Origin of the sequence: Bradyrhizobium sp. AT1 (assembly GCF_001590795.1) — a bacterium.
Taxonomy (GTDB): Bacteria; Pseudomonadota; Alphaproteobacteria; order Rhizobiales; family Xanthobacteraceae; genus Bradyrhizobium.
Genome location: NZ_JXDL01000001.1, coordinates 1,893,666 through 1,919,905 on the forward strand (window position 1 = coordinate 1,893,666; position 26,240 = coordinate 1,919,905).

Annotated in this window: 29 protein-coding genes and 1 pseudogene; 15 read left to right on the plus strand and 15 right to left on the minus strand. The window is 64.9% G+C overall.

The window, feature by feature from the left end; genetic code table 11:
* Positions 1–17: 17 nt before the first annotated feature.
* A complete protein-coding gene (locus SE92_RS09175; protein WP_063195408.1) occupies positions 18–839 on the minus strand; it encodes a helix-turn-helix domain-containing protein in 822 nt (273 codons plus the stop codon).
* 101 nt (positions 840–940) lie between these two features.
* On the opposite strand from SE92_RS09175, the gene SE92_RS09180 reads away from it, so the two are divergent.
* From SE92_RS09180 to SE92_RS35735, 3 genes are all read left to right on the plus strand, one after another.
* Entirely contained in the window at positions 941–1,171 is a 231-nt protein-coding gene (locus tag SE92_RS09180; protein WP_198172590.1) for a hypothetical protein, read from the plus strand.
* 32 nt (positions 1,172–1,203) lie between these two features.
* Positions 1,204–1,602: a hypothetical protein gene (locus tag SE92_RS09185; RefSeq protein WP_063195410.1), complete on the plus strand. Its 399-nt coding sequence runs from the start codon at positions 1,204–1,206 to the stop codon at positions 1,600–1,602.
* A gap of 1,899 nt (positions 1,603–3,501) precedes the next feature.
* The gene (locus SE92_RS35735) at positions 3,502–3,711 is read left to right on the plus strand and encodes a hypothetical protein (protein WP_157095243.1); all 210 of its coding nucleotides are present in this window, start codon (positions 3,502–3,504) and stop codon (positions 3,709–3,711) included.
* A 68-nt stretch (positions 3,712–3,779) separates the two neighbouring features.
* On the opposite strand, the gene SE92_RS09195 is transcribed toward SE92_RS35735, so the two are convergent.
* Positions 3,780–4,343: an SET domain-containing protein gene (locus SE92_RS09195; protein ID WP_063203418.1), complete on the minus strand. Its 564-nt coding sequence runs from the start codon at positions 4,341–4,343 to the stop codon at positions 3,780–3,782.
* Positions 4,344–4,507: 164 nt separating this feature from the next.
* On the opposite strand from SE92_RS09195, the gene SE92_RS09200 reads away from it, so the two are divergent.
* Positions 4,508–5,113: a hypothetical protein gene (locus tag SE92_RS09200; RefSeq protein WP_198172914.1), complete on the plus strand. Its 606-nt coding sequence runs from the start codon at positions 4,508–4,510 to the stop codon at positions 5,111–5,113.
* Here SE92_RS09200 and SE92_RS35740 read toward each other — a convergent pair.
* Positions 5,110–5,757: a DUF6321 domain-containing protein gene (locus tag SE92_RS35740; RefSeq protein ID WP_157095245.1), complete on the minus strand. Its 648-nt coding sequence runs from the start codon at positions 5,755–5,757 to the stop codon at positions 5,110–5,112. The two genes, SE92_RS09200 and SE92_RS35740, sit on opposite strands and share 4 nt — an antisense overlap.
* Positions 5,758–5,803: 46 nt before the next feature.
* On the minus strand, positions 5,804–6,535 hold the full coding sequence (locus SE92_RS09215) for a TetR/AcrR family transcriptional regulator (RefSeq protein ID WP_063195413.1): 732 nt from the start codon (positions 6,533–6,535) through the stop codon (positions 5,804–5,806).
* A 105-nt stretch (positions 6,536–6,640) separates the two neighbouring features.
* On the opposite strand from SE92_RS09215, the gene SE92_RS09220 reads away from it, so the two are divergent.
* The 6 genes and pseudogenes from SE92_RS09220 (at position 6,641) to SE92_RS37450 (ending at position 10,895) form a co-directional block, all read left to right on the plus strand.
* Positions 6,641–8,038: a carotenoid oxygenase family protein gene (locus SE92_RS09220; RefSeq protein ID WP_063195414.1), complete on the plus strand. Its 1,398-nt coding sequence runs from the start codon at positions 6,641–6,643 to the stop codon at positions 8,036–8,038.
* 33 nt (positions 8,039–8,071) lie between these two features.
* Positions 8,072–8,344 (plus strand): hypothetical protein, encoded by a 273-nt coding sequence (locus tag SE92_RS09225; RefSeq protein WP_063195415.1) that lies wholly within the window; start codon positions 8,072–8,074, stop codon positions 8,342–8,344.
* A gap of 76 nt (positions 8,345–8,420) precedes the next feature.
* A complete protein-coding gene (locus tag SE92_RS09230; protein WP_063195416.1) occupies positions 8,421–8,996 on the plus strand; it encodes a hypothetical protein in 576 nt (191 codons plus the stop codon).
* A gap of 12 nt (positions 8,997–9,008) precedes the next feature.
* Positions 9,009–9,563, plus strand: coding sequence for an inner membrane-spanning protein YciB (locus SE92_RS09235; protein ID WP_063195417.1), 555 nt, complete (start codon positions 9,009–9,011; stop codon positions 9,561–9,563).
* Positions 9,564–9,670: 107 nt separating this feature from the next.
* Positions 9,671–9,967, plus strand: a complete 297-nt coding sequence (locus SE92_RS09240; RefSeq protein ID WP_063195418.1) for a hypothetical protein — start codon at positions 9,671–9,673, stop codon at positions 9,965–9,967.
* Between the two features lie 15 nt (positions 9,968–9,982).
* A pseudogene (locus SE92_RS37450) lies at positions 9,983–10,895 on the plus strand (SH3 domain-containing protein).
* A 148-nt stretch (positions 10,896–11,043) separates the two neighbouring features.
* Here the strand turns inward: SE92_RS37450 and SE92_RS09250 are convergent.
* Positions 11,044–12,699, minus strand: a complete 1,656-nt coding sequence (locus SE92_RS09250) for a fumarate hydratase (RefSeq protein ID WP_063195419.1) — start codon at positions 12,697–12,699, stop codon at positions 11,044–11,046.
* Positions 12,700–12,910: 211 nt separating this feature from the next.
* Here SE92_RS09250 and SE92_RS09255 point away from each other — a divergent pair, with 211 nt between their 5' ends.
* The 4 genes from SE92_RS09255 (at position 12,911) to SE92_RS09265 (ending at position 15,845) form a co-directional block, all read left to right on the plus strand.
* The gene (locus SE92_RS09255; RefSeq protein ID WP_063195420.1) at positions 12,911–13,384 is read left to right on the plus strand and encodes a hypothetical protein; all 474 of its coding nucleotides are present in this window, start codon (positions 12,911–12,913) and stop codon (positions 13,382–13,384) included.
* A 174-nt stretch (positions 13,385–13,558) separates the two neighbouring features.
* Positions 13,559–13,732 carry a hypothetical protein gene (locus SE92_RS36560; protein WP_018321873.1) on the plus strand — a complete coding sequence of 58 codons (174 nt, stop codon included), beginning with the start codon at positions 13,559–13,561 and terminating at the stop codon, positions 13,730–13,732.
* 230 nt (positions 13,733–13,962) lie between these two features.
* Positions 13,963–15,084 (plus strand): helix-turn-helix transcriptional regulator, encoded by a 1,122-nt coding sequence (locus tag SE92_RS09260; RefSeq protein WP_063195421.1) that lies wholly within the window; start codon positions 13,963–13,965, stop codon positions 15,082–15,084.
* A gap of 86 nt (positions 15,085–15,170) precedes the next feature.
* On the plus strand, positions 15,171–15,845 hold the full coding sequence (locus SE92_RS09265; protein WP_063195422.1) for a methyltransferase family protein: 675 nt from the start codon (positions 15,171–15,173) through the stop codon (positions 15,843–15,845).
* A 284-nt stretch (positions 15,846–16,129) separates the two neighbouring features.
* On the opposite strand, the gene SE92_RS09270 is transcribed toward SE92_RS09265, so the two are convergent.
* The 10 genes from SE92_RS09270 to flgB form a co-directional block, all read right to left on the minus strand.
* Complete coding sequence (locus SE92_RS09270; RefSeq protein ID WP_063195423.1) at positions 16,130–16,837, minus strand: glutathione S-transferase; 708 nt, start codon at positions 16,835–16,837, stop codon at positions 16,130–16,132.
* Positions 16,838–17,062: 225 nt separating this feature from the next.
* A complete protein-coding gene (locus SE92_RS09275) occupies positions 17,063–17,761 on the minus strand; it encodes a lectin (protein WP_063195424.1) in 699 nt (232 codons plus the stop codon).
* Between the two features lie 144 nt (positions 17,762–17,905).
* The gene (locus SE92_RS09280; protein WP_063195425.1) at positions 17,906–18,916 is read right to left on the minus strand and encodes a Tim44 domain-containing protein; all 1,011 of its coding nucleotides are present in this window, start codon (positions 18,914–18,916) and stop codon (positions 17,906–17,908) included.
* Positions 18,917–19,124: 208 nt separating this feature from the next.
* The gene (gene cckA, locus SE92_RS09285) at positions 19,125–21,704 is read right to left on the minus strand and encodes a cell cycle histidine kinase CckA (protein WP_063195426.1); all 2,580 of its coding nucleotides are present in this window, start codon (positions 21,702–21,704) and stop codon (positions 19,125–19,127) included.
* A gap of 153 nt (positions 21,705–21,857) precedes the next feature.
* A complete protein-coding gene (flhB, locus tag SE92_RS09290) occupies positions 21,858–22,937 on the minus strand; it encodes a flagellar biosynthesis protein FlhB (RefSeq protein ID WP_063195427.1) in 1,080 nt (359 codons plus the stop codon).
* A gap of 9 nt (positions 22,938–22,946) precedes the next feature.
* Positions 22,947–23,717 carry a flagellar biosynthetic protein FliR gene (fliR, locus tag SE92_RS09295; protein ID WP_063195428.1) on the minus strand — a complete coding sequence of 257 codons (771 nt, stop codon included), beginning with the start codon at positions 23,715–23,717 and terminating at the stop codon, positions 22,947–22,949.
* A gap of 17 nt (positions 23,718–23,734) precedes the next feature.
* Positions 23,735–23,998 (minus strand): flagellar biosynthesis protein FliQ, encoded by a 264-nt coding sequence (gene fliQ, locus SE92_RS09300; RefSeq protein WP_015684971.1) that lies wholly within the window; start codon positions 23,996–23,998, stop codon positions 23,735–23,737.
* Positions 23,999–24,175: 177 nt separating this feature from the next.
* The gene (fliE, locus tag SE92_RS09305) at positions 24,176–24,490 is read right to left on the minus strand and encodes a flagellar hook-basal body complex protein FliE (RefSeq protein ID WP_063195429.1); all 315 of its coding nucleotides are present in this window, start codon (positions 24,488–24,490) and stop codon (positions 24,176–24,178) included.
* Positions 24,491–24,506: 16 nt separating this feature from the next.
* Positions 24,507–24,932, minus strand: a complete 426-nt coding sequence (gene flgC, locus SE92_RS09310) for a flagellar basal body rod protein FlgC (RefSeq protein WP_063195430.1) — start codon at positions 24,930–24,932, stop codon at positions 24,507–24,509.
* Positions 24,933–24,973: 41 nt separating this feature from the next.
* Positions 24,974–25,378, minus strand: coding sequence for a flagellar basal body rod protein FlgB (gene flgB / locus SE92_RS09315; RefSeq protein ID WP_063195431.1), 405 nt, complete (start codon positions 25,376–25,378; stop codon positions 24,974–24,976).
* A 353-nt stretch (positions 25,379–25,731) separates the two neighbouring features.
* On the opposite strand from flgB, the gene SE92_RS34885 reads away from it, so the two are divergent.
* Positions 25,732–26,240 (plus strand): flagellar biosynthetic protein FliO (locus SE92_RS34885; RefSeq protein ID WP_198172593.1); only part of this gene is annotated, 509 nt, incomplete at its 3' end.

Consider the following 26,240-nt stretch of genomic DNA (forward strand, 5'->3'; position numbering starts at 1 on the left):
GAGCGCCAAGGGGGCCGCTAAGTCATGGCTGCTGCCATCTGCCTGAGCCGCTCGGCGGTGCGCTCGTCCGCCGGGAAGAACGTCTCCAGCGCCAGCTCCGACAGGGTGATGTCGACCGGCGTGCCGAACACCATGGTGGTGGAGAAGAAACTAAGTATCTCCCCATCATGGCGCAGTTTGAAGGGAATCGCGACACTGTCGCTCGACAGCGGCGCCGCACGCGCCGGCATGGGGTAGCTCTTCAGATCGTTGTAGAGCTTGATCAGCCCGGGGTCTGCGGTCGCCTCGCACTGCCGGTGCAGGCGTTCCAACAGGTGCCCGCACCATTCGGCGAGATTGACCGTGCGCGGCGCCAGCGCCTCGGGATCGAAGGCGAGCCGCAGCACGTTCAACGGCTGGCCGAGCAGGTGCGCCGGAATGCCCTCAAGCAGCGGCGCCACCATGCGATTGGCGGAGACCAGGTTCCAGTGCCGGTCGACCGCGAGCGCGGGATTGGGCTCATGCGCCTTGAGGACGAGGTCGATCGCCTGGCGGGCTGATTTCAAGGCGGGATCCTCCAGCGGACGCTGCTGGAAGGCCGGCGCGTAGCCGGCAGCAACCAGCAGCACGTTGCGCTCGCGCAAGGGCACGTCGAGACGCTCGGCGAGCCTGAGCACCATGTCGCGCGACGGCGCGGCGCGGCCGGTCTCGACGAAGCTGAGATGCCGCGCCGAAATCTCGGCTTCGCCGGCGAGATCGAGCTGGCTCATGCGGCGGCGCTGCCGCCATTCGCGCAAATGGTCGCCGATATGGACCGGCTGGCTGCGTTCGGACCGTGCCGTGGATGCATGTGCGTTCATGATCGGAAACCTATCACGCAGATTTCGGCCCTTCCATTACCAGGGAGGTAATCGAATTGGCTCTCGGACCAGCGCATCTTCGGTCGCAACAGGAGATGACCATGATCGCGCTGCTGCTGTACCGGACCGTCGCCGACCACGTTCTTCCGTGGGCCATGACGCTCGCCACCCGCCTGCTGGCGCGCAGCCTCAACATGCCCGAGCCGCTGGTGCATTCGACCGGTGACTACGTGGTCGCGCAGGTCATCGCCTTCGAGCATGGCGTCGGCAGGAGCCTCTGCCCGTTCCGCCTCGCCCGCCTGCTCCGCGCCTGGTGGCGCGGACGGCAGTGAATTTCACCCCAGCCCAGCCAAGGAGACTACCGATGATCGACGCATCCACCTTCCTCCGCCGCGCCCTGCTCGCCGACGCAATCTTCAGCGGCGTCGCCGCGCTCGGCTTCACCTTCGGCGCGAGCGCGTTCGCGGCTCTGTTCAATCTGCCGGAAGCATTGCTGCGCGAGACCGGCCTGTTCCTGATCGCCTATGCCGCGCTGGTCGGCTGGCTGGCCTCGCGCGCCTCGGTGGCGAAGCCGCTGGTGCTGCTGGTCGTGGTAGGCAATGCGGCCTGGACGATCGGCAGCATCGCGCTGCTGTTCTCCGGCGCGGTGTCGCCGAATATCGCCGGCGAGCTCATGGTCGTCGCGCAGGCCATCGCCACCGGCGTGTTTGCCGAGCTGCAATATGTGGGGTTGCGGCGTAGCAGCACCGTTGCGGTCGCGTGACCCTCTCGTGTCCCGGACGCGCTGCAGCGCTCTTGCGCTGCTGCGCAGAGCCGGGACCCATGCCACACGGATCGCTCGCGGATACATGGGCCCCGGCTCAGCAGCGCACCGCTGAAGAAGCGCTGCGCTGCGTCCGGGGCACGAGACCGTGTTTTTTGCACACCCGTTTCCACAATTGTCATGACGAGCGGAATATGCGGCACCAAATTGCTCTTTCAACGGGGAGATTCATGGCAGACACGCCTTGGCAATCTCGCGGCAGATTGTGCCCGAGGCTTGCTGTCGTTGGGCGCCCTCTATCTTACCAAAGGGCGCAGGGAAGGCCGGGCGCCGGCGGCACCCGAGTCCGTGTACAAGGAAATGCACACGGGGAGGACTACAGGTGATGCCGGTCGCCCGGCCTTCCCTGCGCGGATGGTTTTAACGGTGTCCTTCGCGCTCTCCTCGGGGAGCGTTGCACTATTGCCCCCGTCACCTCGCCGCTGTTCGATGCGCGTGCCGGTTGGCCGCTGCATCACCGCGAGGCTTGACGCCAGAACCGCGGGCGTCGGGACCACACGACTTCTCCGTCCGCGGACGGCCTGACCTCAGCGCCCGGGGCTTAGTGTGCGCACCCCAGACCATCGACCAAACCGCTGTGACCGCGCCGTGTCGTATGCGCGTTATGCCGGGACTCAGCGGTCGCCCGCCCCTGTCCCCACGCAACCGCGCCGGCGCTACCGCGTCCACCGCACCCCGGCCCGCATTTCGTGACGATCGCGAAGCGCCCCTCTGGCAGGGCCGGGATGGAAAACGTATGCCACAAATCCGAATTTCGGAAAAGCGATATATTTTTGGCGAAAGGGGTTGACGGGTTTTGGGTGTTTTGCCCGACGCCTCTCCTTGAGAAGCATTGCCGCACGCCCCTGGAAGCTATTCGCATCCGCCGTCGTCATGGGCGGCAGCCACATCGCCTTTGAGGGACGTGCCCTACTCCTCTGCCGGATCGTCCATCGCGTCTATTTCCGCCAAGGTAAAGCTATCCGGGTCGCCCTCGCAGAAAATTGGGAAGCAAGGAAACTCGCCGGGAGATCGTCGTTTGATGCGCCTGATTGCGCTGCGTAGAGGCATATAGCCGCGGCCGACCAAGTAGGCATTACAATCTAGGTCCATTTCGAATCGCTCCTTGAGGTTGACAGAGCGATGGTAAGACGGACCAGCCGGAACTGGGCAGGGTTATCCACCGTACCCATTATCTCCTCGATCTGTTGAAGGGAAGCGAACCACTACGCCTGACGGAGCGAGTTGGAGAGTTTGGTCCCGCTCTCACTAGCGAACCTAAGCGAACATTTCGAAGTGGGCCGGTTGTGGCCGGTGATCGAACCTACGCTGCGGAGTCCTGAGGGAAAGTGGCCAACCTGCTCTTGGCAAGGTTTGCGATCGCTCGAAAATTGCGCTTAGCTAAGATTTTCAACCAGAAGGACTTTAGCGGTGAACGCTCTCATTCTCGTTGCTCTAGCGGGTCTGCTTCACCCCTCAGGCAATTTCGTCAGCGAACGCCCCGACGCCTCATTGATTGCTCCGGTTCAATATACTGCCGGGATGGCGCCTTGCTCACGGTACACGCCGCACGGCGCGCCGTGCTTCTGCAACCATGGTGTCTTTCGAGGTTCAGGCGCAGCTGCGCACAACCCTGATTTCTATCTCGACGAGCGAGGACACTCTGTCAGAAAGGGGTTTCATACGACCTATTACAAAGGAACGCACAGCAACTTCTGCACACGAGATTGAGCGCCAACCTGAAGGAAGTGCACTTTCGCGTGAGCCCCCTAATGATCTCTGATTAGGCGCTCGAATCGCCACTGTTCAATCCGGAACCACACTGCTTTGCTGTCTCTGGCAAAACTCAGGAGGCAGCATATGCCAAAGACTTTCGATTTCGATAGCAACGCGAGCGGTGTCGCGGTTCGCGCCGTTCTAACTGCATACGTGACGCCGCGATGCGCCGGCGACGTTGAGATCGACTACCACATCGATCGCCTCAAGAACGAGCTAGAGGCCATGAGACGGCCGCTGAAGGCAAAACTACTGAAGCGCTGCGCTAACCCAGATGAACTGCCGCCACCTTAACAGCAGCCGCCCAGCGCCCCTGAGCGAGCCCGGAGGGTGGAAGGGCGGCACGCGTTACTGCCGATACACTATGCCTTGCCGCGGCCGGCCTTGCCGGCGAAGTGAGTGCCGTTGAGCCTCTTCTTGACGGCCTTGGTCGTCGAACTCTTCGCGCCTGCCTTCTTCGCCTTGCGCGCCTTCACCTTGGCGGCTTCCGCCCGCGCCTCGGCGCGCAGCTTCTTGCGCTTCTTCTCGCAGGACTCGCACTTGCAGCCGATCGGCTTCAGATAGGCTTTGAAATAATCGGTGCCGTAATCGTAGTTGATCTCGTCGCCCGGCTCGATGTTCTTGATCGCCTTGATGAACACCTTGCGCTCGCGCGGGCGAACGTCGGACTCGGCGTTAGGGCGGCAGGAATGGTTGATGTAGCGGGCCAGGTTCTTGCGCACCGAGCCGTCGATGGTCCAGCGGCCGTTGAGCTCGAACAGATATTTGTTCTCGATCTCGTCGTGGGCTGGAATCCGCGAATCCAGGATCGGTCCGAAATAGCGGATGATCCTTGTGCCCTTCTTGATTGGCTTGGTGGCGAAGAGGCCGAGCCCGGTTTTGGAACGGCCGACGCGATAGGATTTGCTGGAAGCGATGGCTGGCATGATCAAGAGAAAAGAGGACGCGAACGAGGCACGATGCCTCAGGCGAAGCCGCTCTTCTAGAACGATTCCGCGCCGCTGTCAGGCCTATCCCACCCCTGTTTGAACCTTGCCCACAATGAAGACGTCTGATGGTACGGAGTTCCCGTACCGTCAAAGCCCTCATGATGAACCTTATCGCCCGCATTGGCCTCGCCGCCTTGATCAGTTGCATCGGCCTGAACGGCGCCGACGCCCAATCCGTGGGCAGCACCTACACCTCGACGGCGCCAAAGAACTGCCGCCCCATCGGCAAGCCCAGCGAGCTCGACGGCAGCACGACGCGCAGCTGTCCGGGCAAGGACGGCCTCTTGGTGCTGATCGCCGAGGACGATCTGCGCGAAACCGTCTCGGTCGGCCGCAATCGCAAGGCTGCCGCCGAAGAACCCGCCGCCAAGGTCTGGTTCGGCCCGTTCAATTCATCGGAGACCACGATCGAGTGGCGCTCCGTGGGCGAAAAGCCATTCGCGATCATCCAGCGCTGGCACATCGCCGACAACGGCGATCCCGACAAGCAGGGGCGGCCGAACACCAAGGCCATGCTGGTCGTGACCCGGCTGCCGCCGGGCCCGGTCTGCCACGTCGCCTATGTCGATGCGATTGCGAACCCGACCGCCAATGAGCTCGCGCGCAAGGCCGCGGACGATTTCGCCCGCAGCTTCGCTTGCGGCAAGGACGAGGTGAAGATCATCGGCACGCGCGGCCGCGCGGTCGAGCTGGCGACGATGCGTTAGCCTCTCGCCTTGGCACGCCGATAGCGCGCCAGCAGCCGCTCGCCCTTCGCCGCAATCCGCCGTGCCGCCGCCGCCGTCCTGGGAACCGGCTCGCCCCAGGCATGGGCCGACAGCGCGTGCCGGGTCGGTTGCCCCTTCGCATCGACCAGCGGCGGCAGTTTCGCGCGGCCATAGAAGCGAACGGCCCAGCTGCCTTTCCGCCGCATCTCCTGCGGCGTCATCTCTGACTCGGGCTTGGTGACGCCGGGCCGCAAATGGGCGCCCTGCTTGCGGGCGAACGCCTTGCGGCCCGCTGCGGTCAGGCCGCCGCGCGGATCCTTTTCGCGCGCGGATACGCGGTGCTTGGGAGACTTGGCCTTCTTCGCGGTGCGCTTGCGGGTCTTCTTCGCTGACGTCCTCGACTTTGCTTTCGAGGATTTCGACTTCGAAGCTTTCTTGGAGATCTTCTTGGTCGTCTTCTTCTTGGAGGACTTCTTCTTCGCTGCCATGCGCATGTTGTCCACGAGGTTGGGATAGCGGCGGCCGGCGCGGCGGGCGCGCGCTTTCGCCGCCGATTTTTGCGCCGGGCTCAGATGCTTGGAGGCCTTGCCGGCCCGCTTGCGGGGATTCGAACGTTTCCAGGGAGCGCGTGCTTTCTTTGCCATGCGGCGTCAACGCCGGATCATGGCAAGAGTTGCGCTCGACTGTTGATCAGACGCCGGACGGCTTTCCCGCGATGGGCGCCGTCAGCATCGCCTCGAGCAGGCGTTCGGCCGTGGTGCCCTCGGGCAAACGGCCCAAAATATCCGCGAGCCGTCCGTCAAGCAGCAGCGTGGTGAAGCCGTGCACCATCGACCAGGCACGCGCGATCGCCGCGCCCTGGTTCAGCGTCAGCGCATCTTCGCTGATCTGCTCCTGCCGCATCGCGCCGATGGCATTCGCAAGTCCGGCGAAAGAAGCCTCGGCCGCTTCGTGCAGCGCGGGCCTGGAATAATCGAGCCGCTCGGTGCGGAACATGATGCCGTACATGCCCGGATGAGCCTGCGCGTAGGCGACATAGGCCTTCGGCCGCGCCAGGGCGCGTTCGAGCGGGGTGCTGGCCGCGTCCGAGGACGAGGCCATCGCGGCGTTGAATTGACGGAAGCCGACGGCCGCAAGCTCGCTGAGGAGCCCGGTGAGATCACCGAAATGATGGGTTGGCGCGGCATGCGAGACGCCCGCCTCGCGCGCCACCGCGCGCAAGGTGAGGCCGGAGAGCCCCTCCCGTTCCAGCACCCGTTCGGCGGCCTGGAGCAGCGCCTCACGCAGCGCACCATGATGATAGGGCGTCTCGGACTTCGCACTCGCTGCGCGGCGCGAGGGACGCGATGCCGCGGTCGATGTCGCTCTTCTGGGGGCACGCGGGCGTCGCGCGGTTTCGCTCTTGGTGTCTGTCTTGGCCATTTGCAAGCTATATGACGCAATATTGACAGTGTAAAGATTTCGCTTGACCGAAACGACAATCGGCGTTATCTGATCTTTACGATGTAAAGATAGGGAGGATATGCCGTGCAGCACGACGCCGTCGCCGAGCGCCGCAACAACATCGCGCCGATCCCGTTCGAAGCGGACGCGCCATTCCTCAAGGTCATCGGCGAGCTGCCGCGCGAGCTGAACGGCGTGCTCTATCGCAACGGCCCCAATCCGCAGTTCGATTCTCCCGGGGCGCATTGGTTCGTCGGCGACGGCATGCTGCATGCGTTCCACCTCGAGAACGGCCGCGCCAGCTATCGCAATCGCTGGGTCCGCACGCCGAAATGGCTGGCCGAGCACGATGCCGGCCGCGCCTTGTTCGGCGGCTTCGGCCGCAAGCTGCCGGATGCCCCGGCTGATCTCACCGACGGCGGCGTCGCCAACACCAACATCATCTTCCACGCCGGCAAGCTGCTGGCGCTCGAAGAAGCGCATCTGCCGACCGAGATCGAGCCGGGCACGCTGGCGACGCGCGGCTATCACAACTATCAGGGCCGCGTTGCCGGCAGCTTCACCGCGCATCCGAAGATCGATCCCGTCACCGGCGAGCTGGTGTTCTTCGGCTACAACGCGGCGGGTCCGCTGACGCCTGCCCTCTCCTACGGCTCGATCGATGCCTCCGGCAAGGCGACGCGCTTCGAACGGTTCGAGGCGCCCTATGCCAGCATGGTGCACGACTTCATCGTCACCGCGAACCATGTGCTGTTTCCGATCCTGCCGATCACCGGCAGCATGGAGCGGGCGATGAGCGGACGGCCGCCCTACGCCTGGGAGCCGGACAAGGGCGCCTATGTCGGGGTGATGAAGCGGAGCGGCACGGCAAAGGACATTGTCTGGTTTCGCGGTGAAGCCTGCTACGTCTTCCACATCATGAATGCGTGGGAGGACGACAACCGCATCGTCGCCGACGTCATGCAGTTCGAGGAAGCGCCGTTGTTTCCGCATCCCGACGGCCGGCCGACCGATCCGGAGAAGTCGCGCGCCCGGCACTGCCGCTGGACCTTCGATCTGTCGGGCAACACCGATCGCTTCCAGCAGACCTACCTCGACGATCTCACCGGCGAATTCCCGCGCATCGACGACCGCCGCGCCGGGCTGAAGAACCGCCACGGCTGGTACGCCTGCGCCAATCCGAAACTGCCGATGTTCGGCGCGCTCTCCGGCGTCGTCCATGTCGATGGCAATGGCAGGCGGCTCGGCCAATATCTGCTCCCCGCCGGCGATACCATCTCAGAACCCGTATTCGTCGAGCGATCGAAGGATGCGACCGAGGGCGACGGCTGGCTGCTCGCGGTGGTCTGGCGGGCGCGCGAGAACCGCAGCGACCTCGCAGTGTTCAACGCCACCGATGTCGAGGCAGGCCCCGTCGCCCTGGTGCAGCTCGGCCATCGCGTGCCCGACGGATTTCACGGCAATTGGGTGAACGCGCAGTAGCGCCCGTCAAACGTCATCAAAGAGGCCTATCAGATGCCCTCGCTCACCGCAGACGTCCTCGCCGTCTTCGCCCTGATCTGTGCAATGGCTGCCGCCCAGATGATACGGCTGCGGCGGAGCGGCCCAGCCCGGAGAGGCCAGGTCATCTTCAACGGCGGCGTCCTGCTCGCCCTCGGCCTCGCGATCGCCTGCGCGCTTCCGATCCTGTCGCACCTGCCCTGGACGGAATTGGCGGAGGAGGCTTCCGAGCAAGCCATTGCGGCCATTCAGCTTCTACACGTCGCCTACGTCATTTTGACACTGTAAAGATTTCGCTTGACCCGGCGCCGCGCTTGAATTATTGATCTTTACATCGTAAAGATTGGCCTGACCGAGGCGGCCCATGACGATTTTCCTGATCCTCGCGCCCTACGGCGCTTACAGCTTCCTGATGCTGGTGACGTCGGCCGGGGTGAGCGTGTTCGCGGCCTCCGCGATCTGCCTCGTCACCGTCGCGATCGACGTGGCTTGCGGTCGCTCGGTGAAGATGCTGGCCGCAGGCTCGGCTGTCGTGTTCGCCGGCATCGGCCTCTATCTCGCGCTACTCGACCCGCAGCTCGGCACGCTCGGTGTCAAGCTGGCAGTCGATCTCGGCGTCTTCATCATCTCGCTCGGCTCGCTCCTGGTCCGCCGTCCCTTCACGCTGCAATATGCGCTTGAATCGGTGCCGGCCGAGACCGCGGCCATGCCCGGCTTTCTCACGGCCAATTACGTCATCACCGGCGCCTGGACCTTGGCCGCGCTGTTGATGGCGGCCGCCAATCTCGTGCTGCTCTATGTTCCCGGCCTGCCGCTCTGGTCGAGCCTTGCGGTCGCCTTTGCCGCGCGCAACAGCGCGATCTATTTCACAAAATGGTATCCCGGGTATCGCCAGATCAAGTACGGTACGCCCGCCCGCGCATTGCCCAACGCCCGCTGAACAGGATCGACGATGAAGGCCGTATTCGCCCGCCTCGCCTCCGACTTCCTCTCCGCCATCGTCTTCCTGGTCATCTACCTCGTCACCGACAACGTCGTCCTGGCAACCTCGGTGGCGGTCGCCGGCGCGGTCGCGCAGGTGGTCTATGCCCGCGTCAAGGGGCACCAGCTCAACTACATGACCTATGCGAGCCTCGCGCTCGTCGTCGTGCTGGGCACCATCACGCTGCTGACCAACGATCCCCGCTTCATGCTGGCAAAGCCTTCGATCGCGCACTTCGCGATCGGCGCGATCATGCTCAAGCGCGGCTGGATGCTGCGCTACATGCCGCCGATCGTCGTCGAGACCGTTCCGGAATATGTGACGGCTGCAGGCTATGCCTGGGCGGGGCTGATGTTCGTGATCGGCATCGGCATGATCGCCGTCGCCTCCACCGGCGATCTGAAGCTGTGGGCGTTCTATCTCACGGTGGTCGCCGGCGGCGCCAAGATCCTCGCCTTCGCCATTCAATACGTTGTGCTCCGGCTCATCGTCACCAGCCGGAAACGCGCCGCGGCCCGCGCTTAAATGTCCGATCGCAGGGGTTAGGCAGGAGCTGCGAGTTGGGATATAGGCTCGCTCAAGGACTGGCCGCGGATGGTCGCGGTCCGCCGGGATTTGTTCGGGAGACGGGAATGGCCGTAGACGGCAACTGGAATCTGACCATGACGACGCCGATGGGCGAGCGCCAGGCGACGCTGAGCCTGAAGGCGGCCGGCAGCACGCTGACGGGCACGCAGGGCGCGGAAGGCAATACCACCGAGATTTTCGACGGCACCGTCTCCGGCGACAACGTCTCCTGGAAGGTCTCGATCGACAAGCCGATGCCGCTCACGCTCGAATTCACCGGCACCGTCTCCGGCGACAGCATCAGCGGCGAGATGGGCATCGGCCCGATGGGCAGCTTCCCCTTCACGGGCGCTCGCGCGTAAGGCCGCGCAGCCGTCATGCGCGTGCTCCGTCTCATCGCGGTGACGATGCTGTGCGTCGCGACCCAAGCGGCGCGCGCGGATGACAGCGAACCGGCGTGGCGCGCAAGCGCGCTCGCCCTGGTGCCGGCGGGCTACGTCGCAGGCCACGCCTATCGTACTGAAGGTGCGACCGGTTACCTCGCCGTCTATCCGGCAACATCAAACGATCCGAAGACACCGGCCAGCGTGTTCGCCGCGCGTCAGGCCCTCGTCGTCACGCTGACGGCGGATGCGACACGCGCAGTGTCAGCCGAGTTGCAGCCGCGCAGCGATCCCGGCAACGACGACACCGATTTCGCAACGTTGCACGCCGATCTCGCCGCAAAGCGCTCAACACTTCCCGAGGGCACCGAGCCCTGCAGTCTCGGCGCATGGTCGGTCGACAAGGATCCGGGCGGCCTCAACGTGCGCCGAGCCGTCGGTGAAAGCGCGCGTGCTCGGCACGCTGCCGCCGCCCTATCGGCTCAAGCTCGGTGGCGCCGAGAACACGCCCGATGGCGGCTGGCTCACCGAATTCCGCATCATCGGCTTCAAGGACGGCTGGTTTCTGATCGAAGGAGCCAAGCCACCGGGCAAGGACTACGAGGACGAGAAGCGATATCCGCGCAACGCGCCAAAGCCCTATGCCGGGCGCGGCTGGGTTGCTTCCAACAAGGTCGGCGCGAACTACGCGAATGGCGGCACGCGCGCCGGCGGCCTGTTTCAGGCGCCCTTCGTCGACGCCAAATGGATGCCGGCGCAGCGCGAGCTCGGCGGCCCGATCGACGGTGACGGCGGACCGAAGCGCATTCTCGCCTGCAGCGGCTATTGGGGCCTGGTCGAGAGCCACGACGGCGTCCGCGGCTGGTGGCGCGCGTTGTGCTCGAACCAGGTCACGACTTGCAGTTAGGGAGATAGAGCGAGCTAACACCACGCTCGTGTCCCGGACGCGGTGCAGCGTGCAACGCTGCTCCGCAGAGCCGGGACCCATGCGCCCGCCTGGACCCCGGATCAGCAGCGCAGCATTTCATGCTGCGCAGCGTCCGGGGAACGCCGACTCAGCCCAGATTCAACTCCTTGAAGAAGTCGTTGCCCTTGTCGTCGATGATGATGAACGCCGGGAAGTCGACGACTTCGATGCGCCAGATCGCTTCCATGCCGAGCTCGGGATATTCGAGCACCTCGACCTTCTTGATGCAGTGCTCGGCAAGGTTCGCCGCCGCGCCGCCGATCGAGCCGAGATAGAAGCCGCCATACTTCTTGCAGGCCTCGCGCACGGCAGGTGCCCGATTGCCCTTGGCCACCATCACCATGGAGCCGCCGGCGGCCTGGAACTGGTCGACGAAGGAATCCATGCGCCCCGCAGTGGTCGGACCGAACGCGCCGGAGGCGTAGCCTTCGGGCGTCTTGGCGGGACCGGCGTAATAGACCGGGTGGTTCTTGAAGTAATCCGGCAGCGGCTCGCCCTTCTCCAGCCGCTCGCGCAGCTTGGCGTGTGCGCTGTCGCGCGCCACGATCATGGTGCCGGTCATCGAGACCCGCGTCTTGATCGGATGCTTGGAGAACGTCGCCAGGATGTCCTTCATGGGCTGATTGAGGTCGATCTTGACGACCTCGCCGCCGAGCGCCTCTTCGACCTCGGGCAGGTACTGCGCCGGATTGTGCTCGAGCTCTTCGAGATAGACGCCGTCCTTGGTGATCTTGCCGAGCACCTGACGGTCGGCCGAACAGGACACGCCAAGCCCGATCGGCAGCGATGCGCCATGACGCGGCATGCGGATCACGCGCACGTCGTGGCAGAAATATTTGCCGCCGAACTGCGCGCCGACTCCCAAGCTTTGCGTCATCCTGTGGATTTCCTTCTCCATCTCGACGTCGCGGAAGGCGTTGCCGTCGGGCGAGCCGTGGGTCGGCAGCGCGTCGAGATAGCGCGCGGAGGCGAGCTTCACCGTCTTCATGCAGAGCTCGGCCGAGGTGCCGCCGATCACGATGGCGAGGTGATAGGGCGGGCACGCCGCGGTGCCGAGGGTGAGGATCTTCTCCTTCAGGAACGCGAGCAGCCGGTCCTTGGTCAGCACCGAGGGCGTCGCCTGGAACAGGAAGCTCTTGTTGGCGGAACCGCCGCCCTTCGCCATGAACATGAACTTGTAGGCGTCATCGCCTTCGGCGTAGATCTCGCACTGCGCCGGCATGTTGTTGGCGGTGTTCTTTTCCTCGTACATCGAAAGCGGCGCGACCTGCGAGTAGCGCAGGTTGCGGCGCAGGTAAGCATCGCGCGCGCCTTCCGACAGCGCCGCCTCGTCGTCGCCGTCGGTGATGACGTTGCAGCCCTTCTTGCCCATGATGATCGCGGTGCCGGTGTCCTGGCACATCGGCAGCACACCGCCGGCCGCGATGTTGGCGTTCTTCAAAAAGTCCAGCGCGACGAACTTGTCGTTGGGGCTCGCCTCGCCGTCCTCCAGGATCGCGCGGAGCTGCTTCAGATGGCCGGGGCGGAGGTAATGGTTGATGTCGCCGAAAGCCGCCTCCGACAACGCCCGCAGCGCCTCGCGCGACACCACCAGCATGTCCTTGCCCAGCACCTTCTCGACCCGGACGCCCTCGGCCGTGATCTTCTTGTAGGGCGTCTCGTCCTTGCCCAGCGGGAACAGCGGGGTGTGCTTGTAGGGCGGAACGGGCTTGGACTGGTCGGGGAAGGCGGTGGGAGCGTTCATGGGCGAATCCAGGGGTTTGGGGCCACGGGCCGGCCCTCGCGTAGAAGCGTTCTAAGCCCATTTTGCACCGAAAAGGAAGGGACCCGACACGCATCAGAGAGGGCGGCCAGGGCTCGGGAAGGCATTGGCGCAGCACGTGGAAAGGCCAGATCCCACCCTTGCACTTCGCGTCCGACGACGCTTGAATGTGCGCCCTAAGGGGCTTTTCATCATGACATTGAACTTGAACGTCCGCGGCGCGATCCTGCTCGCCGCCGCCATCACCGGCCTTGTGACCCTCACCTCGCCCGCGCGCGCCGATCGCTGCGACGACAGCGCCAAGGAGCTGGCGAACCAGGTCGACCGCCTGAAAGTGAATTTCCGGGCCGCCAACGTCGTCTACCTCACGCATCCCGCTGCCAAGGAGCTGTCGGTCGGCTGCCGCGGCGACAAATATTCCATCGAGCTCTATGCCAAGGGCGATCGCAAGCCCACGCCGGAATTCTATGCACTGGTGGGATCGATGGCCGCGATCGTCTTCACCGTCACCAAGGACGATACCACGACGGGCGCGACACGCTGCCTGAAGCGGATGGGCCTGCTCCGCGGCGACAAGATCAGCATGCGCTATCGGCGCCTCAACATGGAATGCACCCGCACCAAGAAGGACGCGTCCATCGCCATCACGCGCGGCAAGGACGAATAGAAGGGGCAAGGCCGCTCGTTCCGCATGCTTGCGGCGCACGCATCGCGACGCCGCTCGCCATACACTCCGTCATTGCGAGCGCAGCCAGATCCCTCGCATTTTAACGATTGGCTTGAAGGAATTTTCGCTCCTCACGGCGCAGACTGAATTGTTTCCATGTGTGAGGATTTGCGGATGAAGGTTTCTACCGTGGCACCGCCGCCGATCGCGATCGTGGTACCGAGCTACGACACGACCAAGCAGCAGGACGACCAGACCAAGACCAAGGACGCCGACCCGACCTACAAGCCGCAGCCGCCCGCGCCGCTGCCGCCGGGCCAGGGCACGCGGATCGATCAGCTCGCCTGATCGCGCCGTGCGACGACGGACCGCCCGATCCTGTCGATCGGGCTTGTCTCGCGTCCGGACGCATCGCGGCCGGTTGCGCGATGATTTCCCTTCGCACAGGGGGGACTAGCGGTCCGCCGCCTCCAGCTCGGAGCGCGGTTTGAAGTGTGATCCGGCTCATCAAATTTCCACATCCGGCGTGTCATCTGTGAGGGCGAACGAGCCCATACATGCGTTTGTGGAACAAGCCGATGGAAATGACCGAACAGCAGCTGTCGCTGGTCGCGGACATCTACGATGCCGCGCTCGACGATTCGCGGTGGCCGGCGACGCTTCGTAGCATCGTCGACATGGCCGGCGGCCAGAGCGGCGGCCTGGTCCGGATCGGAGCCGCCGGCGAGCCCGTGATCGCGCATGCCGTCGGCGTCGACCCCGCCTATATTCAGTCCTACATCGAAACCTACGAGCCGTTCGATCCGTCGCGCGCGGTGCTGCATGCCCCGGTCGGCCAGATCCAGACCATCAGGGACTGGATCGACGCCGACGAATTCCGCACCACCATGTTCTACAACGAATGGACGAAGCCGCAGGGCCTCGAAGACGCCGCCAATATCCTGCTGGACAAATCCGCCGAGGGAATATCCCGCCTCTCGATCATGAGGGCCGGCGGCCCTGTCGACCGCAGGATGTACCAAGTGATCTCCCACTTCGCGCCGCACGTGCAGCGAGCCATGCTGGTCAGACAGAAGCTGCAGCAGCAGGACGCATTCGAGACGAATTCGGTCCGCACGCTCGACGCGCTGCGAACCGCCGTGCTGCTGCTCGATGCCGAGGGTCACATCACGCATTTCAATGCGAGCGCGCGCGAGATCCTGGACGAGGCCGACGTGCTTCGTTCGGTCCGCGGCCGGCTCGTGACGTCCGATCCGAATGCCGATCGTGTGCTACGGCAGGCGCTGGCGGGCACGGTTCTCGGCGACCGGGCGATGACGAGCGCGAGCATCTCGCTGCATCTGGCGGCCCGCGACGGCTCGCATTATGTCGGGCATCTGCTGCCTCTGACCGCCGGGCGCCGGCAGAGATTCGGGGCCAGCTACGACGCCTGCGCCGTGCTGTTCGTCAGCAAGGCCGCCCTGGACACGATCGTCGCGCCCGACCTGATCCGCAAGCTGTTCAAGCTGACGCCGACCGAGCTGCGCGTCTTCCTGTCCATTGTCGAGATCGGCGGGGTTCCTGACGTCGCCAGAAGCATGGGCATCGCCGAAACGACCATCAAGACCCATCTTGCGCGGATCTTCGTCAAGACCGGAACCAAACGGCAGGCGGATCTGGTTCGGCTCATCGCGGCCTTTACGCCGCCGATCAAGGTCTGACCCCCAATCCCTCTCGCGTCGCGGCCGCATGTTTGCCGGAAACAAATGCCATCCATGCGCCAGCGTGCGATGGGACGAGATCGACCATGATCGCCAGACTGCTGCTGCAGAACACCATCACCACCGTCGCGATGGGCGCGCTGCTGTTCGCATCCGCAGGGACCTTGCGCTGGCCATCGGCCTGGGCGTTCCTCGCGACCTGCACCCTGCTCGGCCCGCTCTGCGGCTGGTGGCTCTACCGGATCGATCCGGCGCTGCTCGCCGAGCGTCTGCGGCCGGTCCTGCAAAAGGACCAGCCCGCCGCCGACAAGGTGTTCATGAGCGTCTTCGTGGTTGCGATGTTGGCCTGGCTGGCACTGATCGGCGTCGACAGGCGCATTCAATCGTCCGACATGCCGGTCGCGCTCCAGGCTGTCGGCTTCGCGCTGTTCCTGGCCTCGACATCGTTCACGATGTGGGTCTTCCGCGAGAATTCATTCGCTGCCCCCGTGGTGAAGCTGCAAGCCGAGCGCGCGCAACACGTGATCTCGAGCGGCCCCTACGCCCATGTGCGTCATCCCATGTATAGCGGCATGATCCTGTTCTTCACCGGCGTGCCGTTGCTGCTGGGCTCGTGGTGGGGGCTTGTGATGGTCCCGGTCTTCGCCGCCTTGTTCGCGATCCGCATCGGCATCGAGGAGCGCACCCTGCGCGAGGGTCTGCCGGGCTACGCCGACTACGCATCACGGGTGCGCTATCGCCTGCTGCCGGGCGTCTGGTGAAGGCGCCACCACATCAAAATCTCTTCCGCCTCCTCCGATCGACTGACGTCGCAGCAAGCGAGTCCCGCTAAGGGAACCGCACCTTTGCGACGGGAGACGACGATGTTCTGCAAGCCACCCTGCCCCGACGAGCACGATCTTTCACCCGTCTCCGATGATCCAGACAAGCGGCCTGCGCCGGAGCGTTCACGGATGCTCCCCGGCCACGACGCGTTCGGGCGCTTGATCGCGCCCGAAGCGGCCGGTCCGGAACGGGGGCTGCCGCCAGCCTCCCTCCGGACCGGCTAATTATCGAGCTCCTTGTAGCGGCGGAAGATGCCCTGCTCGTTGAAGGGGATGCGGCGCGGGCTTGCGAGATAGGTCTTGATGTTCGGCCGCTCGGCGACCCGGTCGTGCAGGGCAACGAGGCTAGGGATGTCCGTCTCGAACGCCTTCATGCGCTTGGGAAAGGCATAGCGCAGCCCCGCGACGATCTGGAATAGCGAGAGGTCGACATAGGTCAGCCTGCGGCCGGTGACGTAAGCGCCGCCGTTCTCGTCGAGAAGCTGCTCGAAATAGCCGAGATATTTCGGCACCCGCTCGTCCCAGAAATCGGCCGTGCGCTTCTTCGCGGGCGGCTTCTGGTCCTCGTAATAGAGCGAGGGTCCGAGCGGATGATGGGTGTCGTGGATCTCGACCACGAGGTCGGTGATCGTGAGCTGGAGCTGGTGTACCCAGAGTCTTCCGGCCTCCGTCTTCGGCGCGAGACCGTGCCGGCTGCCGAGATAGAGCAGGATATTGGCGGTCTGGCCGATGACGAGCTTGCCCGCTTTCAGGAACGGCGGCGCAAAGGGTGGCGTGCCCTTCTGCACGTCCATCATCTTCATCATGGCAGCCGTCCCGCGCGAACCGCGCGCGACGTCGACATAGGCCGCGCCAGCCTCCTCCAGCGCCAGCCGCACATATTCGCCGCGGCCCTGGATCTCGGGCCAGTAGTAGAGCTCGTATTTCATGGGAGAGGTCCGTCAGCGTGGGAGCGATCGGACCAATGTAGCATGTGGCCGGAGGTTCCGTGAGAGTGAGACGGAGCGCTCGCGCAGCCCACGCGTCATTGCGAGCGCAGCGCCTTATCCGCCGAAGCCTTGGAAGGCGGAAGCAATCCAGTCCGCCTCTGCGGAAGGATTCTGGATTGCTTGGCTCCGCTCGCAATGACGGAGGAGAGAACTTGGTGCCTCAGTTCAGTTTGCCGCGAAACAATACAGCAGCCCGTCGCCGCCGGTGCTCTTCAGGTCGGCCTGCGAGCAGCCGCCGTCGGGACCGCGCGAGGGGTGCGAGCTGTTCCAGGACTTTGACGGCTCGTCGTCGCGCAGGCCCTGGCGATCGGCGTGGCCGACCATCGCCGCGCCTTGCGTGCTCGATGTCCAGTTCTTGCAGGTCTTGTCGTCACCGGCCGCGAATGCGGTGCCGTCGGGCTGCGTTCCCGTCAGGATGTCGTGCCGGTTCGGCGTATCACCGCGGCCGTTGATGACCTCGCCCTTCTCGCTGAGCGCAGTCTGCTTGGTGAGGTTGTTGGCGGAGCCGTGCAGCTCGGCGACATCCTTGGCGATCACGGCGCCCTTGGCGTTCTGCCACGGTCCCTTGCCGATGCGATCCTTGGCGTTGACGGCCGGCTTGCCGTCGACGGCCTGCGTTGAGAGGTAAGCGCGCCAGGTCTTGCCAGACGGCGCGCCGGCGCCTTGCGCGAGCCGCGCGCAGTGCGCATCGGCTCCCTCGAGGCCGCCGAGATCGGCGCCCTTGCCCGGGCCATTGGAGGTCACGAAGAACGTCATGTCGGCCGACTGCGCTTGCGCCGAGGGCGTCGCCAGCAAGGCCATTACAAATACAGCCTTGGCGAGCGCGAGGCCTGAAATCGTCACGGTTCTTTCAATGCGGATCATCTCGTCCTCCCGTTGCTTGTCGTTGACCGCCTGATTTCAACCCGAGGCGCGCCCGCTTATTCCGAGGCGGCGATGCGAGACGCCGAAAAGAAAAAGGGCGCCGTGCCGGAAGCACGACGCCCTGTCTCGTTCGATCGCTTGCGATCAGTTGGTCTGCTGGATCGCCGACAATTCCCAGCCGCTGCCGGGGCGGCGGGCAAACGTCCAGACCTCGGTGACTTCACCCGGCTGCTCGCTGCCGGCGACGACCGCGCCGCTGTTGCGGTCCAGCGTCTTGTCGGTGAGCGCAAAGCGCAGCGCCACCGTGGCGTAGTCGGTCTCGCCTTCGCGCCAGGCTTCGGCGAGGTCGCCCTGCAGCAGCTTGACGTTGGTCACCTTGTTGACGACGTTGCGTGCGCGGTTCTGGCCGAGGTCCTGCTCGAAATAGGAGACCATTTCCGGCGTCGCGAGCGTGTGCAGCTTGGCCACGTCCTCGTTCGACCAGGCGGTCTGGATCTCACCGAGCAGGCGCTCGAACGATTCGTAATCGTCCGGCTTGATCTCGAGCGGCGCGTTGTTGGCATTGGCACCGAAGCCGAAGCCACCAAGACCGCCACCGAGGCCGCTGCGCTGGTTCGGCTGCGGTCCGGAAGCCGCGCCTGCGTCGGCATTGGCATAAGCCGCCTGCGGCGTGTGACGGCGCTGCCACCAGGACATCGCCAGCCGCACCACCAGCACCACCAGCACGATCTGGATGATCAGGCCGAGGATCGAGGACAGGCCGCCGAGGCCGCCAAACAGGCCGCCGCCGAACAGCATGCCGAGCAGGCCGGCGCCGAGGAAGCCGGCCGCAAGGCCGCCCATGAAGCCGCCGGCACGGCCGCCGAACAGGCCGCCGCGCGCGGGCGCGGTCGCAGCCGAGTTCATGCCTGCACCCGGCTGGGTGTAGGTACGGTTGAACTGCGAGGCCGAGCCCGGCGCCGTGGAGGTCGAGGGGGGCGCCGAAAAGGTGCGCGAGCCGCGTGAGCCCGACGAGCCGCCGCCGCCGACGCGCGCGTCGGCAGACGAAATGACGAGCGCTGTCGGCAGCGCAAGCGCCAGCATGACGGCGAGCGTCTTGAAGAGATTGCGGGAGCGTAGCGAGAAATTCATGTGCGTTTCCCAAATCCCCGGCATGGGGACGTGCCCCTAAGATGGGCAGACTTCCCAAAAAGTGAAGTGTGTTTGGGAACTTGCAGCTGCGGCCCTCAGTCGCGGGGATGTGGCAAAAGCCCATATTTGGCGGGGGCTTGGCCGGGTGGCGGGGGAACCGTGGTCACCGGCTACCGGCGGTTTCGGGGGAGATTTCCGCCCCTCCCCCTCATCGCGAGCTTCTCGCGAAACCTCACCCCTGCTTCGTCATCGTCTCCTTCACCGCCGCCACGAGCTGGCTGAGCGTGAACGGTTTTGGCAGGAAGTCGAACTGCTGGCCCTCGGGCAGGCTCTTCTCGAAGGCGTCCTCGGCATAGCCGGAGACGAAGATGAACTTGATGTCGGGATTCTTCTCGCGCATCGCCTTGAGCAGCGTCGGGCCGTCCATCTCGGGCATCACGACGTCGGAGACGACGAGATCGATGCCACCGCTCTGCTCCTCCAGCACCTCCATGGCCTCGACGCCGTTCTCGGCTTCGACCACGGTATAGCCACGCGAGCGCAGGCCACGTGCGTTCAACGCGCGCAGGCCCTCTTCGTCCTCGACCAGCAGGATGGTGCCCTGCCCGGTGAGATCGGTGCGCGGCTTGGCTTCGACGGGCGCAGCTTCCTTCGCGGCACCGTTGGTCGCGCTGACCGCGGCCGCCGGCTGCTCGACCTGCGCTTCAGGCTCGGCATGATGGCGCGGCAGGAAGATCTGGAACGAGGTGCCCTGGCCCGGCTCGGAATCGACGTAGATGAAACCGCCGGTCTGCTTGACGATGCCGTAGACCGTGGAAAGGCCAAGGCCGGTGCCCTTGCCGACTTCCTTGGTCGAGAAGAACGGCTCGAAAATCTTGTCGCGGATGTCGGCGGGAATGCCGGTGCCGGTGTCGGAGACCTCGATCCGGACATAGTCCGCGGCCGGCATGCCCTTGTAGGCGAGCTTGGCCGCTTCCTCGGCGGTGACGTTGGCGGTGCGGATGATCAGCTTGCCGCCGTCCGGCATGGCGTCGCGGGCATTGACCGCGAGATTGACGATCACCTGCTCGAACTGGGAGACGTCGACCTTGACCGGCCAGAGATCGCGGCCGTGGATGGTCTCGTGCTTGACCTTCTCGCCGATCAGCCGGCGCAGCAGCATCGCAAGATCGCTCAAGGCGTCGCCGAGATCGAGCACCTGCGGCCGCAGCGTCTGCCGCCGCGAGAACGCCAGCAACTGCCGCACCAGCGTCGCGGCGCGCGTCGCGTTCTGCTTGATCTGCATGATGTCCTGGAACGACGGGTCGGTCGGCTTGTGCGCGTTCAGCAGGAAGTCGTTCGCCATCATGATGGCGGAGAGCACGTTGTTGAAGTCGTGGGCGATGCCGCCGGCGAGCTGGCCGACGGTCTCCATCTTCTGTGACTGGTTGATCTGGTTCTCCAGCGCGCGCCGCTCGGTGGTCTCGAGCATGTGCACGATGGCGGCTTCCGCCTCGTTCTCGGCGGCATCGACCGGCGTGACGAAGAACTGGCCCCAGCGTTCCCGAGGTCCCTCCAGCGCCACCTCGACCGGCGCGACGTCGGCCTGGCCATCGGCGGCCTGGTTGATGGCCGCGATCAGGAGGTGCCGGTCGCGCGAATTGACCGCGCGGAAGATCGACTTGGAGGCGCTGTCGAGCCCGAGCGCCTGGCCGAGCTTGGCATAGCGCGCATTGGCGCGCACCACGTTGCCGGCCCGATCGACGGTCGCGATCGCCATCGGCGTGTGGTCGAAGAAGCGCATGAAGCGCACTTCGGCGGCACGATCCGGATCGCTGCGCTCGTCGCGGGCACGGCTTATGACGAGGGTGCGCGAGGGGCCCGGCGCGCCGTCGGCGCCGAAGGCGAGCTTGTGATAGAGCCGCACCGGCATGGTCTTGCCGGTGCGCATGCGCAGGTCGATGTCGAAGACCTCCGTCTTCACTTCGCCCGGCACCGCCACGATCGAGGTCAACAGCGAGGCGCCGTCGCCGGAGACGATGTCGGTCAGCTTCAACCCGCCCGAGCCGATCTCGGCGAGGTCGTAGTCGAGCCAGTTCGCCAGCGTCGCGTTGACGTAAGCGAGCTCGCCGGCCGGATTGACCGAGAAGAAGCCGCAGGGAGCGTGATCGAGATATTCGATGGCGTGCTGGAGCTCCTGGAACACGTCCTCCTGGCGCTCGCGGTCGCGGGTGATGTCGGCGATCGACCACACCGCGTATTTCGCCTCGCGCTTTTCCGTGCCGAGCGGACGCACGCGCATGCGCAGCCAGCGGCCCTGGCTGCCGTCATGGCCGGAGATGCGCACCTCTTCCTGCTGGCGCTTGCCTTCGCGGGCAGCCTTCAGCAGCCGGAACACGGCTTCGGAAACGTCGGGATTGCCGATGAAGACGCGTTCCACCGGGCGCACGTCCTGCGCACCGCTGGCGCCGGTCAGCGTCAGATAGGCGGCATTGGAATAGACCACGTGACCGCGGCTATCAGTGACCGCGAGCCCGTCGAACGCGTGATCGGAAATGCGGCGAATGATGGGATCATCGAGGTTGCGGTCGGCGAAGCGGATGATGCCGGCGGCGAAGGCGAACAGGTTGAACAGGCCGACCATCGCCAGCACGGCGAGGATGCCGAGAATATAGGGCTGCGCCTGCGCGCGCCCGAGCGTCATCAGCCCGACGGCGACGGCGACGAGGCCGGCGGCCACCAGCAGCACCAGCGCAATGCTGCCCGAGCGCGGCGACGGCTCGTGCGCCGCAACGGGCTCGCGTGTGAGGTCGTGGTCGGTCTCAGCAGTCATATCGAGCTGGCGCAGCCTGTTGGCAGAGAATCAACGCGCTGCCGCGCGCACGGGCCATCCCTGCCTCATCAGGACCCCGAGGTGCAAGGGCAGCCATGTTGAAAGGTACGCTGATTCCCAGATTACAGCCATTTCCGGACCTTTTCGGGGGTTTTAGCCGCGTCCGGCGCGGAATCCCTGTTTCAGCCGCATGACGTAGCCGATCACCTCGGCGACCGCATGATAGTGCTCGGCCGGGATTTCCTGATCGATCTCGACGGTGGCGTAGAGCGCGCGGGCCAGCGGCACGTTCTCCACGATCGGGATATCGTGCTCGCGGGCGATCTCCCGGATCTTGAAGGCGAGGTTGTCGACGCCCTTGGCGACGCAGATCGGAGCCGTCATGCCGCGCTCGTAGGACAGCGCCACCGAATAGTGGGTCGGGTTGGTGATGATCACCGAGGCCTTGGGAACCGCCGCCATCATGCGCTTCTTGGAGCGCTGCTGGCGCAACTGCCTGAGCTTGCCCTTGATGTGCGGATCGCCTTCGGACTGCTTGAACTCTTCCTTGATCTCCTGGAGCGACATCTTCTGCCGCTGGAACCAGCTGCGGTACTGGAAGAAGTAATCGGCGATGGCGACGATCGCGAGCGCCGCGACCACCGCGCCGAGCAGGTGAACGGTCATGCTGGTGCTGGCGCCGAGCATGGCGGCCGGATCGAGCCGGACCATCGCCTCCATGCGATGGTGCTCCGGCCACAGGATCATGGTCATGACCACGCCGAGCAGCACCAGCTTGCCGATGCCTTTGAGAAAATTCGCCGCAGCCTGCTTGCCGAAGATGCGCTTGAAGCCGGCGCCGGGCGAGATCTTGCTGAATTTCGGTGTCAGGGATTCGGCCGACCAGACCAGGCGATGCTGGAGCATGTTGCCGGCGATCGCCGCCAGCATCAGCATCAACAGCGGCACGCCGATCGCCGCGAGAATGGCGAATTCGATGTGCTGCATCAGCGCCAGCAGCGCCTTGCCGTCGGTCTTGATCATCCAGGAATTGGCAAGCAGGTTGCGCATCGGCGTCAGGAGGCCGCTGCCCACCGAGCCCGAGAAGGTCGAGACCACGAGCGTGCCGCCCGCCATCATGAACCAGGTGTTGATCTCCTGGCTCTTGGCGACGTCGCCGCGTTCGAGCGCATCGTCCAGACGCTTTTGTGTCGGGTCTTCTGTTTGACTCTCTGGATCGTTGTCTTCCGCCATCGACCCCTCTTATTTCAACGGCATCATCTGGTGCATGACACCGATGAAGTAATCCAGATAGGTGCCCATCATCGCCGTCAGCACCACGGCAAGCACCAGGAAGCCTGCGAAGATCGAGAGCGGCACGCCGACGAAATACACCTGCATCTGCGGCATCAGCCGCGCCAGCACGCCGAGCCCGATGTTGAAGACCAGGCCGAACACCAGGAACGGCCCCGACAGCTGCAGCCCCAAGCGAAACGCGGCGGCAAAGGCGCGCGTTGCGAGCGACGCGACGTCGCCGCTCGACACGGTCTCGCCCGGCGAGAAGATCGTATAGCTGTCGTTCAGCGCCGCGATCACCAGATGATGGCTGTCGGTGGCGAACAGCAGCGTCACGCCCAGCATGGTCAGGAAGTTGCCGACCAGCACGCCCTGCTGCCCCTGCGTCGGATCGACCGAGGTGACGAAGCCGAGCCCCATTTGCTGCGCGATCACCGAGCCCGCGACCTGCAGCGCCGACAGCGTCACGCGCGCGGTCGCGCCCAGCACGATGCCGATCGCGATCTCATGCAGCAAGAGGACCAGCAGCGGCGCCAGCGAGCCCATGTCGACCTGGTAGGCGTTGCGGTGCAGCGGCAGGATGATCAGCGTCAGCAGCAGCGCGATCGACAGCTTGATCCGCGTCGGAATATTGGTTTCGCCGAGACCGGGCAACAGCATTACCATCGCGCCGACCCGGGCGAAGGCGAGCATGAAGGAAGCGGCGAGCGCCGGCAGCAGCGAGACGTCGATGCGCATAATTGCCGCATCTTGCCTCAGCCGCCGATGATTCGCGACGAGATCCGCAGCATGTGGGAATGCAGCGCGTCGGCCATGAACGGCAGCGCCAGCAGCATCGTGGCAAAGATGGCGAGGATCTTCGGCACGTAGATCAGCGTCTGTTCCTGGATCTGCGTCAGCGCCTGGAACAGCGACACGATGACACCGACGACCAGACCCACCACCATCAGGGGCGAGGACACGATCACGATGGTCCAGATCGCATCGCGCGCGACGTCGAGGGTTTCGGGGCCGGTCATGTGCAGAATTCCTTGTTCACTTTCATCCCCAACCAATCTGGCGAGGAACACCCGGCCCCTCCCCGTCTTTGCGAGGAGCCCTTAGCGACGAAGCAATCCAGACTGCCGCTGCAGAAAGACTCTGGATTGCTTCGCTGCGCTCGCAATCACGATCGAGGCGAGCGCCAGTGCCGAAAATCAGATCGGCATCTTCATGATGTCTTCATAGGCCGCGATCACGCGGTCGCGGACCGAGACCAGCGTGGACACCGCGACGTCGGTGTCGGCGACCGCCGTCACCACGTCCATCACGTTGGCCTTGCCGGCGGCCATCGCCACCGTCTGCGCGTCCGACTTGCGGCCGGACTCCATGACGCTGCCGACGGCGTCCTTCAGCATCGAGGCGAAGGATTGCCCGCTGGCCTCGGTGCCTTTGCCGGCACCGGCGCCGGTGTTTTCCAGCACGCGGGCGAGGTTGGCATAGGCGTTGGCGGCGACTGACGGTGATGCCATGGCTCAATTGTCCTGTTCAGCTCTTGAGGATGTCGAGCGTGCGCTGGATCATCCGGCGCGTCGCACTGATGATGTTGAGATTGGCCTCGTAGGACCGCTGCGCGTCGCGCATGTCGGTCATCTCGACCACCGAGTTCACGTTCGGATATTTGACGTTGCCGCTGGCGTCGGCGACCGGATTGTTCGGCTCGTATTTGACGCGGAAGTTGGACTGGTCGGGCTTGATCTTGCCGAGGGTCACGACCTGCGCGTCGAGCGTGCGGTCGAGCGCGGAGGAGAAGGTCGGAACCTTGCGGCGGTAGGGATCGCCGCCCGATGTCTGCGCGGTCGAATCCGCGTTCGCGATGTTTTCCGAGATCACCCGCATGCGGCCGGCTTGCGCCCGCAGACCGGAGGTCGCGATCGCCATCGAGCGGGCGAAGTCGCTGCTGTCATTGGCCATGATGCGCCTCCTCGAGTCGTTCTGTTCCGAAGATCATGCGGCTAGCCCTTGCCGATCGCAGTCTTGAGCAGATGCAGGCTCTTCGAATAGAGCGAGGTCGCCGCCGCGTAGTCCATCTGGTTGCTGGCGGCCTTCATCATCTCCTCTTCGAGATTAACGGCATTGCCCGCGGGGCGGGTCTCGAAACCCGCGTTCCTGTTCTGGTCGAAACCGGAAGCCGCCCCCGAGGGCGTCATGTGCGATCCGCTGGTGCGGGTGAGCGCCAAGGGCCCCATCGAGCCCGTGACCGCCCCGGCCTTGTCGAGTTTCGGCTCGACCAGGTCGCGCGGCCGGAATTTGGGCGTGTCGGAATTGGAGACGTTCTCGGACAGGACGCGTTGGCGTTCCTGATGCCACTGCATCTTGGTGCGAAGCGCCGACAGCACCGGGAGGTCGTTGATGGACATCGTCGCGGCTCCTTCCGCCTCTTGCGGACCTCTGAGGTCCGAAGCTAGGCAGAATTTGCCGCGTGTATGGTTAACAGCTGGTTAAGGACGCTCCCGGCGTCGGTCTCTCCGCGGGACAGGATTTTGCGCCCCGTGATTCTACGTCTCCAAAAGTGGCATTAACCCAACCATTTGGCGGCGCATGCACAGGCCAAGAAGTCGTTTTGGATCGAGCGATTCATAGGTTATTAAGAGTTGGGGACGGCAAAACTTGCCGTGGGACGTTAAGAAATCGCAGTTTGGGGCATCGTTAAGCCGGTGGTTGGCAGATCCGACCATGGGCACGAGAATAGCGCCATTTGTCGGGGACAAGTATGCAAGGCAGCCCTATCACCTTCATCGTCGCGTTCATCGTCGTTCTGGCGTTGATCGGTGTCGCTGCTTGGCTGGTTCGCCGATTCGCCGGCAGCCGGCTCGGTGCCAACACCCAGCGCGGCAGGATGCCCCGGCTCGCCGTGATCGATGCCGCCGCGGTCGACGGAAGGCGTCGCCTGGTGCTGGTCCGGCGCGACAATGTCGAGCACCTGCTGATGATCGGCGGCCCCACCGACATCGTCGTCGAGCCCAACATCGTTCGCGCCGCGCATGGCCGCGACCAGATCCCCCAGCGTCCCAACGCCGCCGAGCCGCCGCGCCTTGCCCCGATGCCCGATGCCGGCGGCTGGGCCGACGAAGCGCCGCGGCCCGAACTGCTGGATCATCCCGAACCGCAAATGCCAGAGCCGCCGCCGCGGCCCGCGCGCCCGTCCTTCGCCGACGAGGTGCGCCGGCCCGCTCCCGCGCTGGCCGAACGTCGCAGCGAACCGCCCATGGGCGGCTTTCC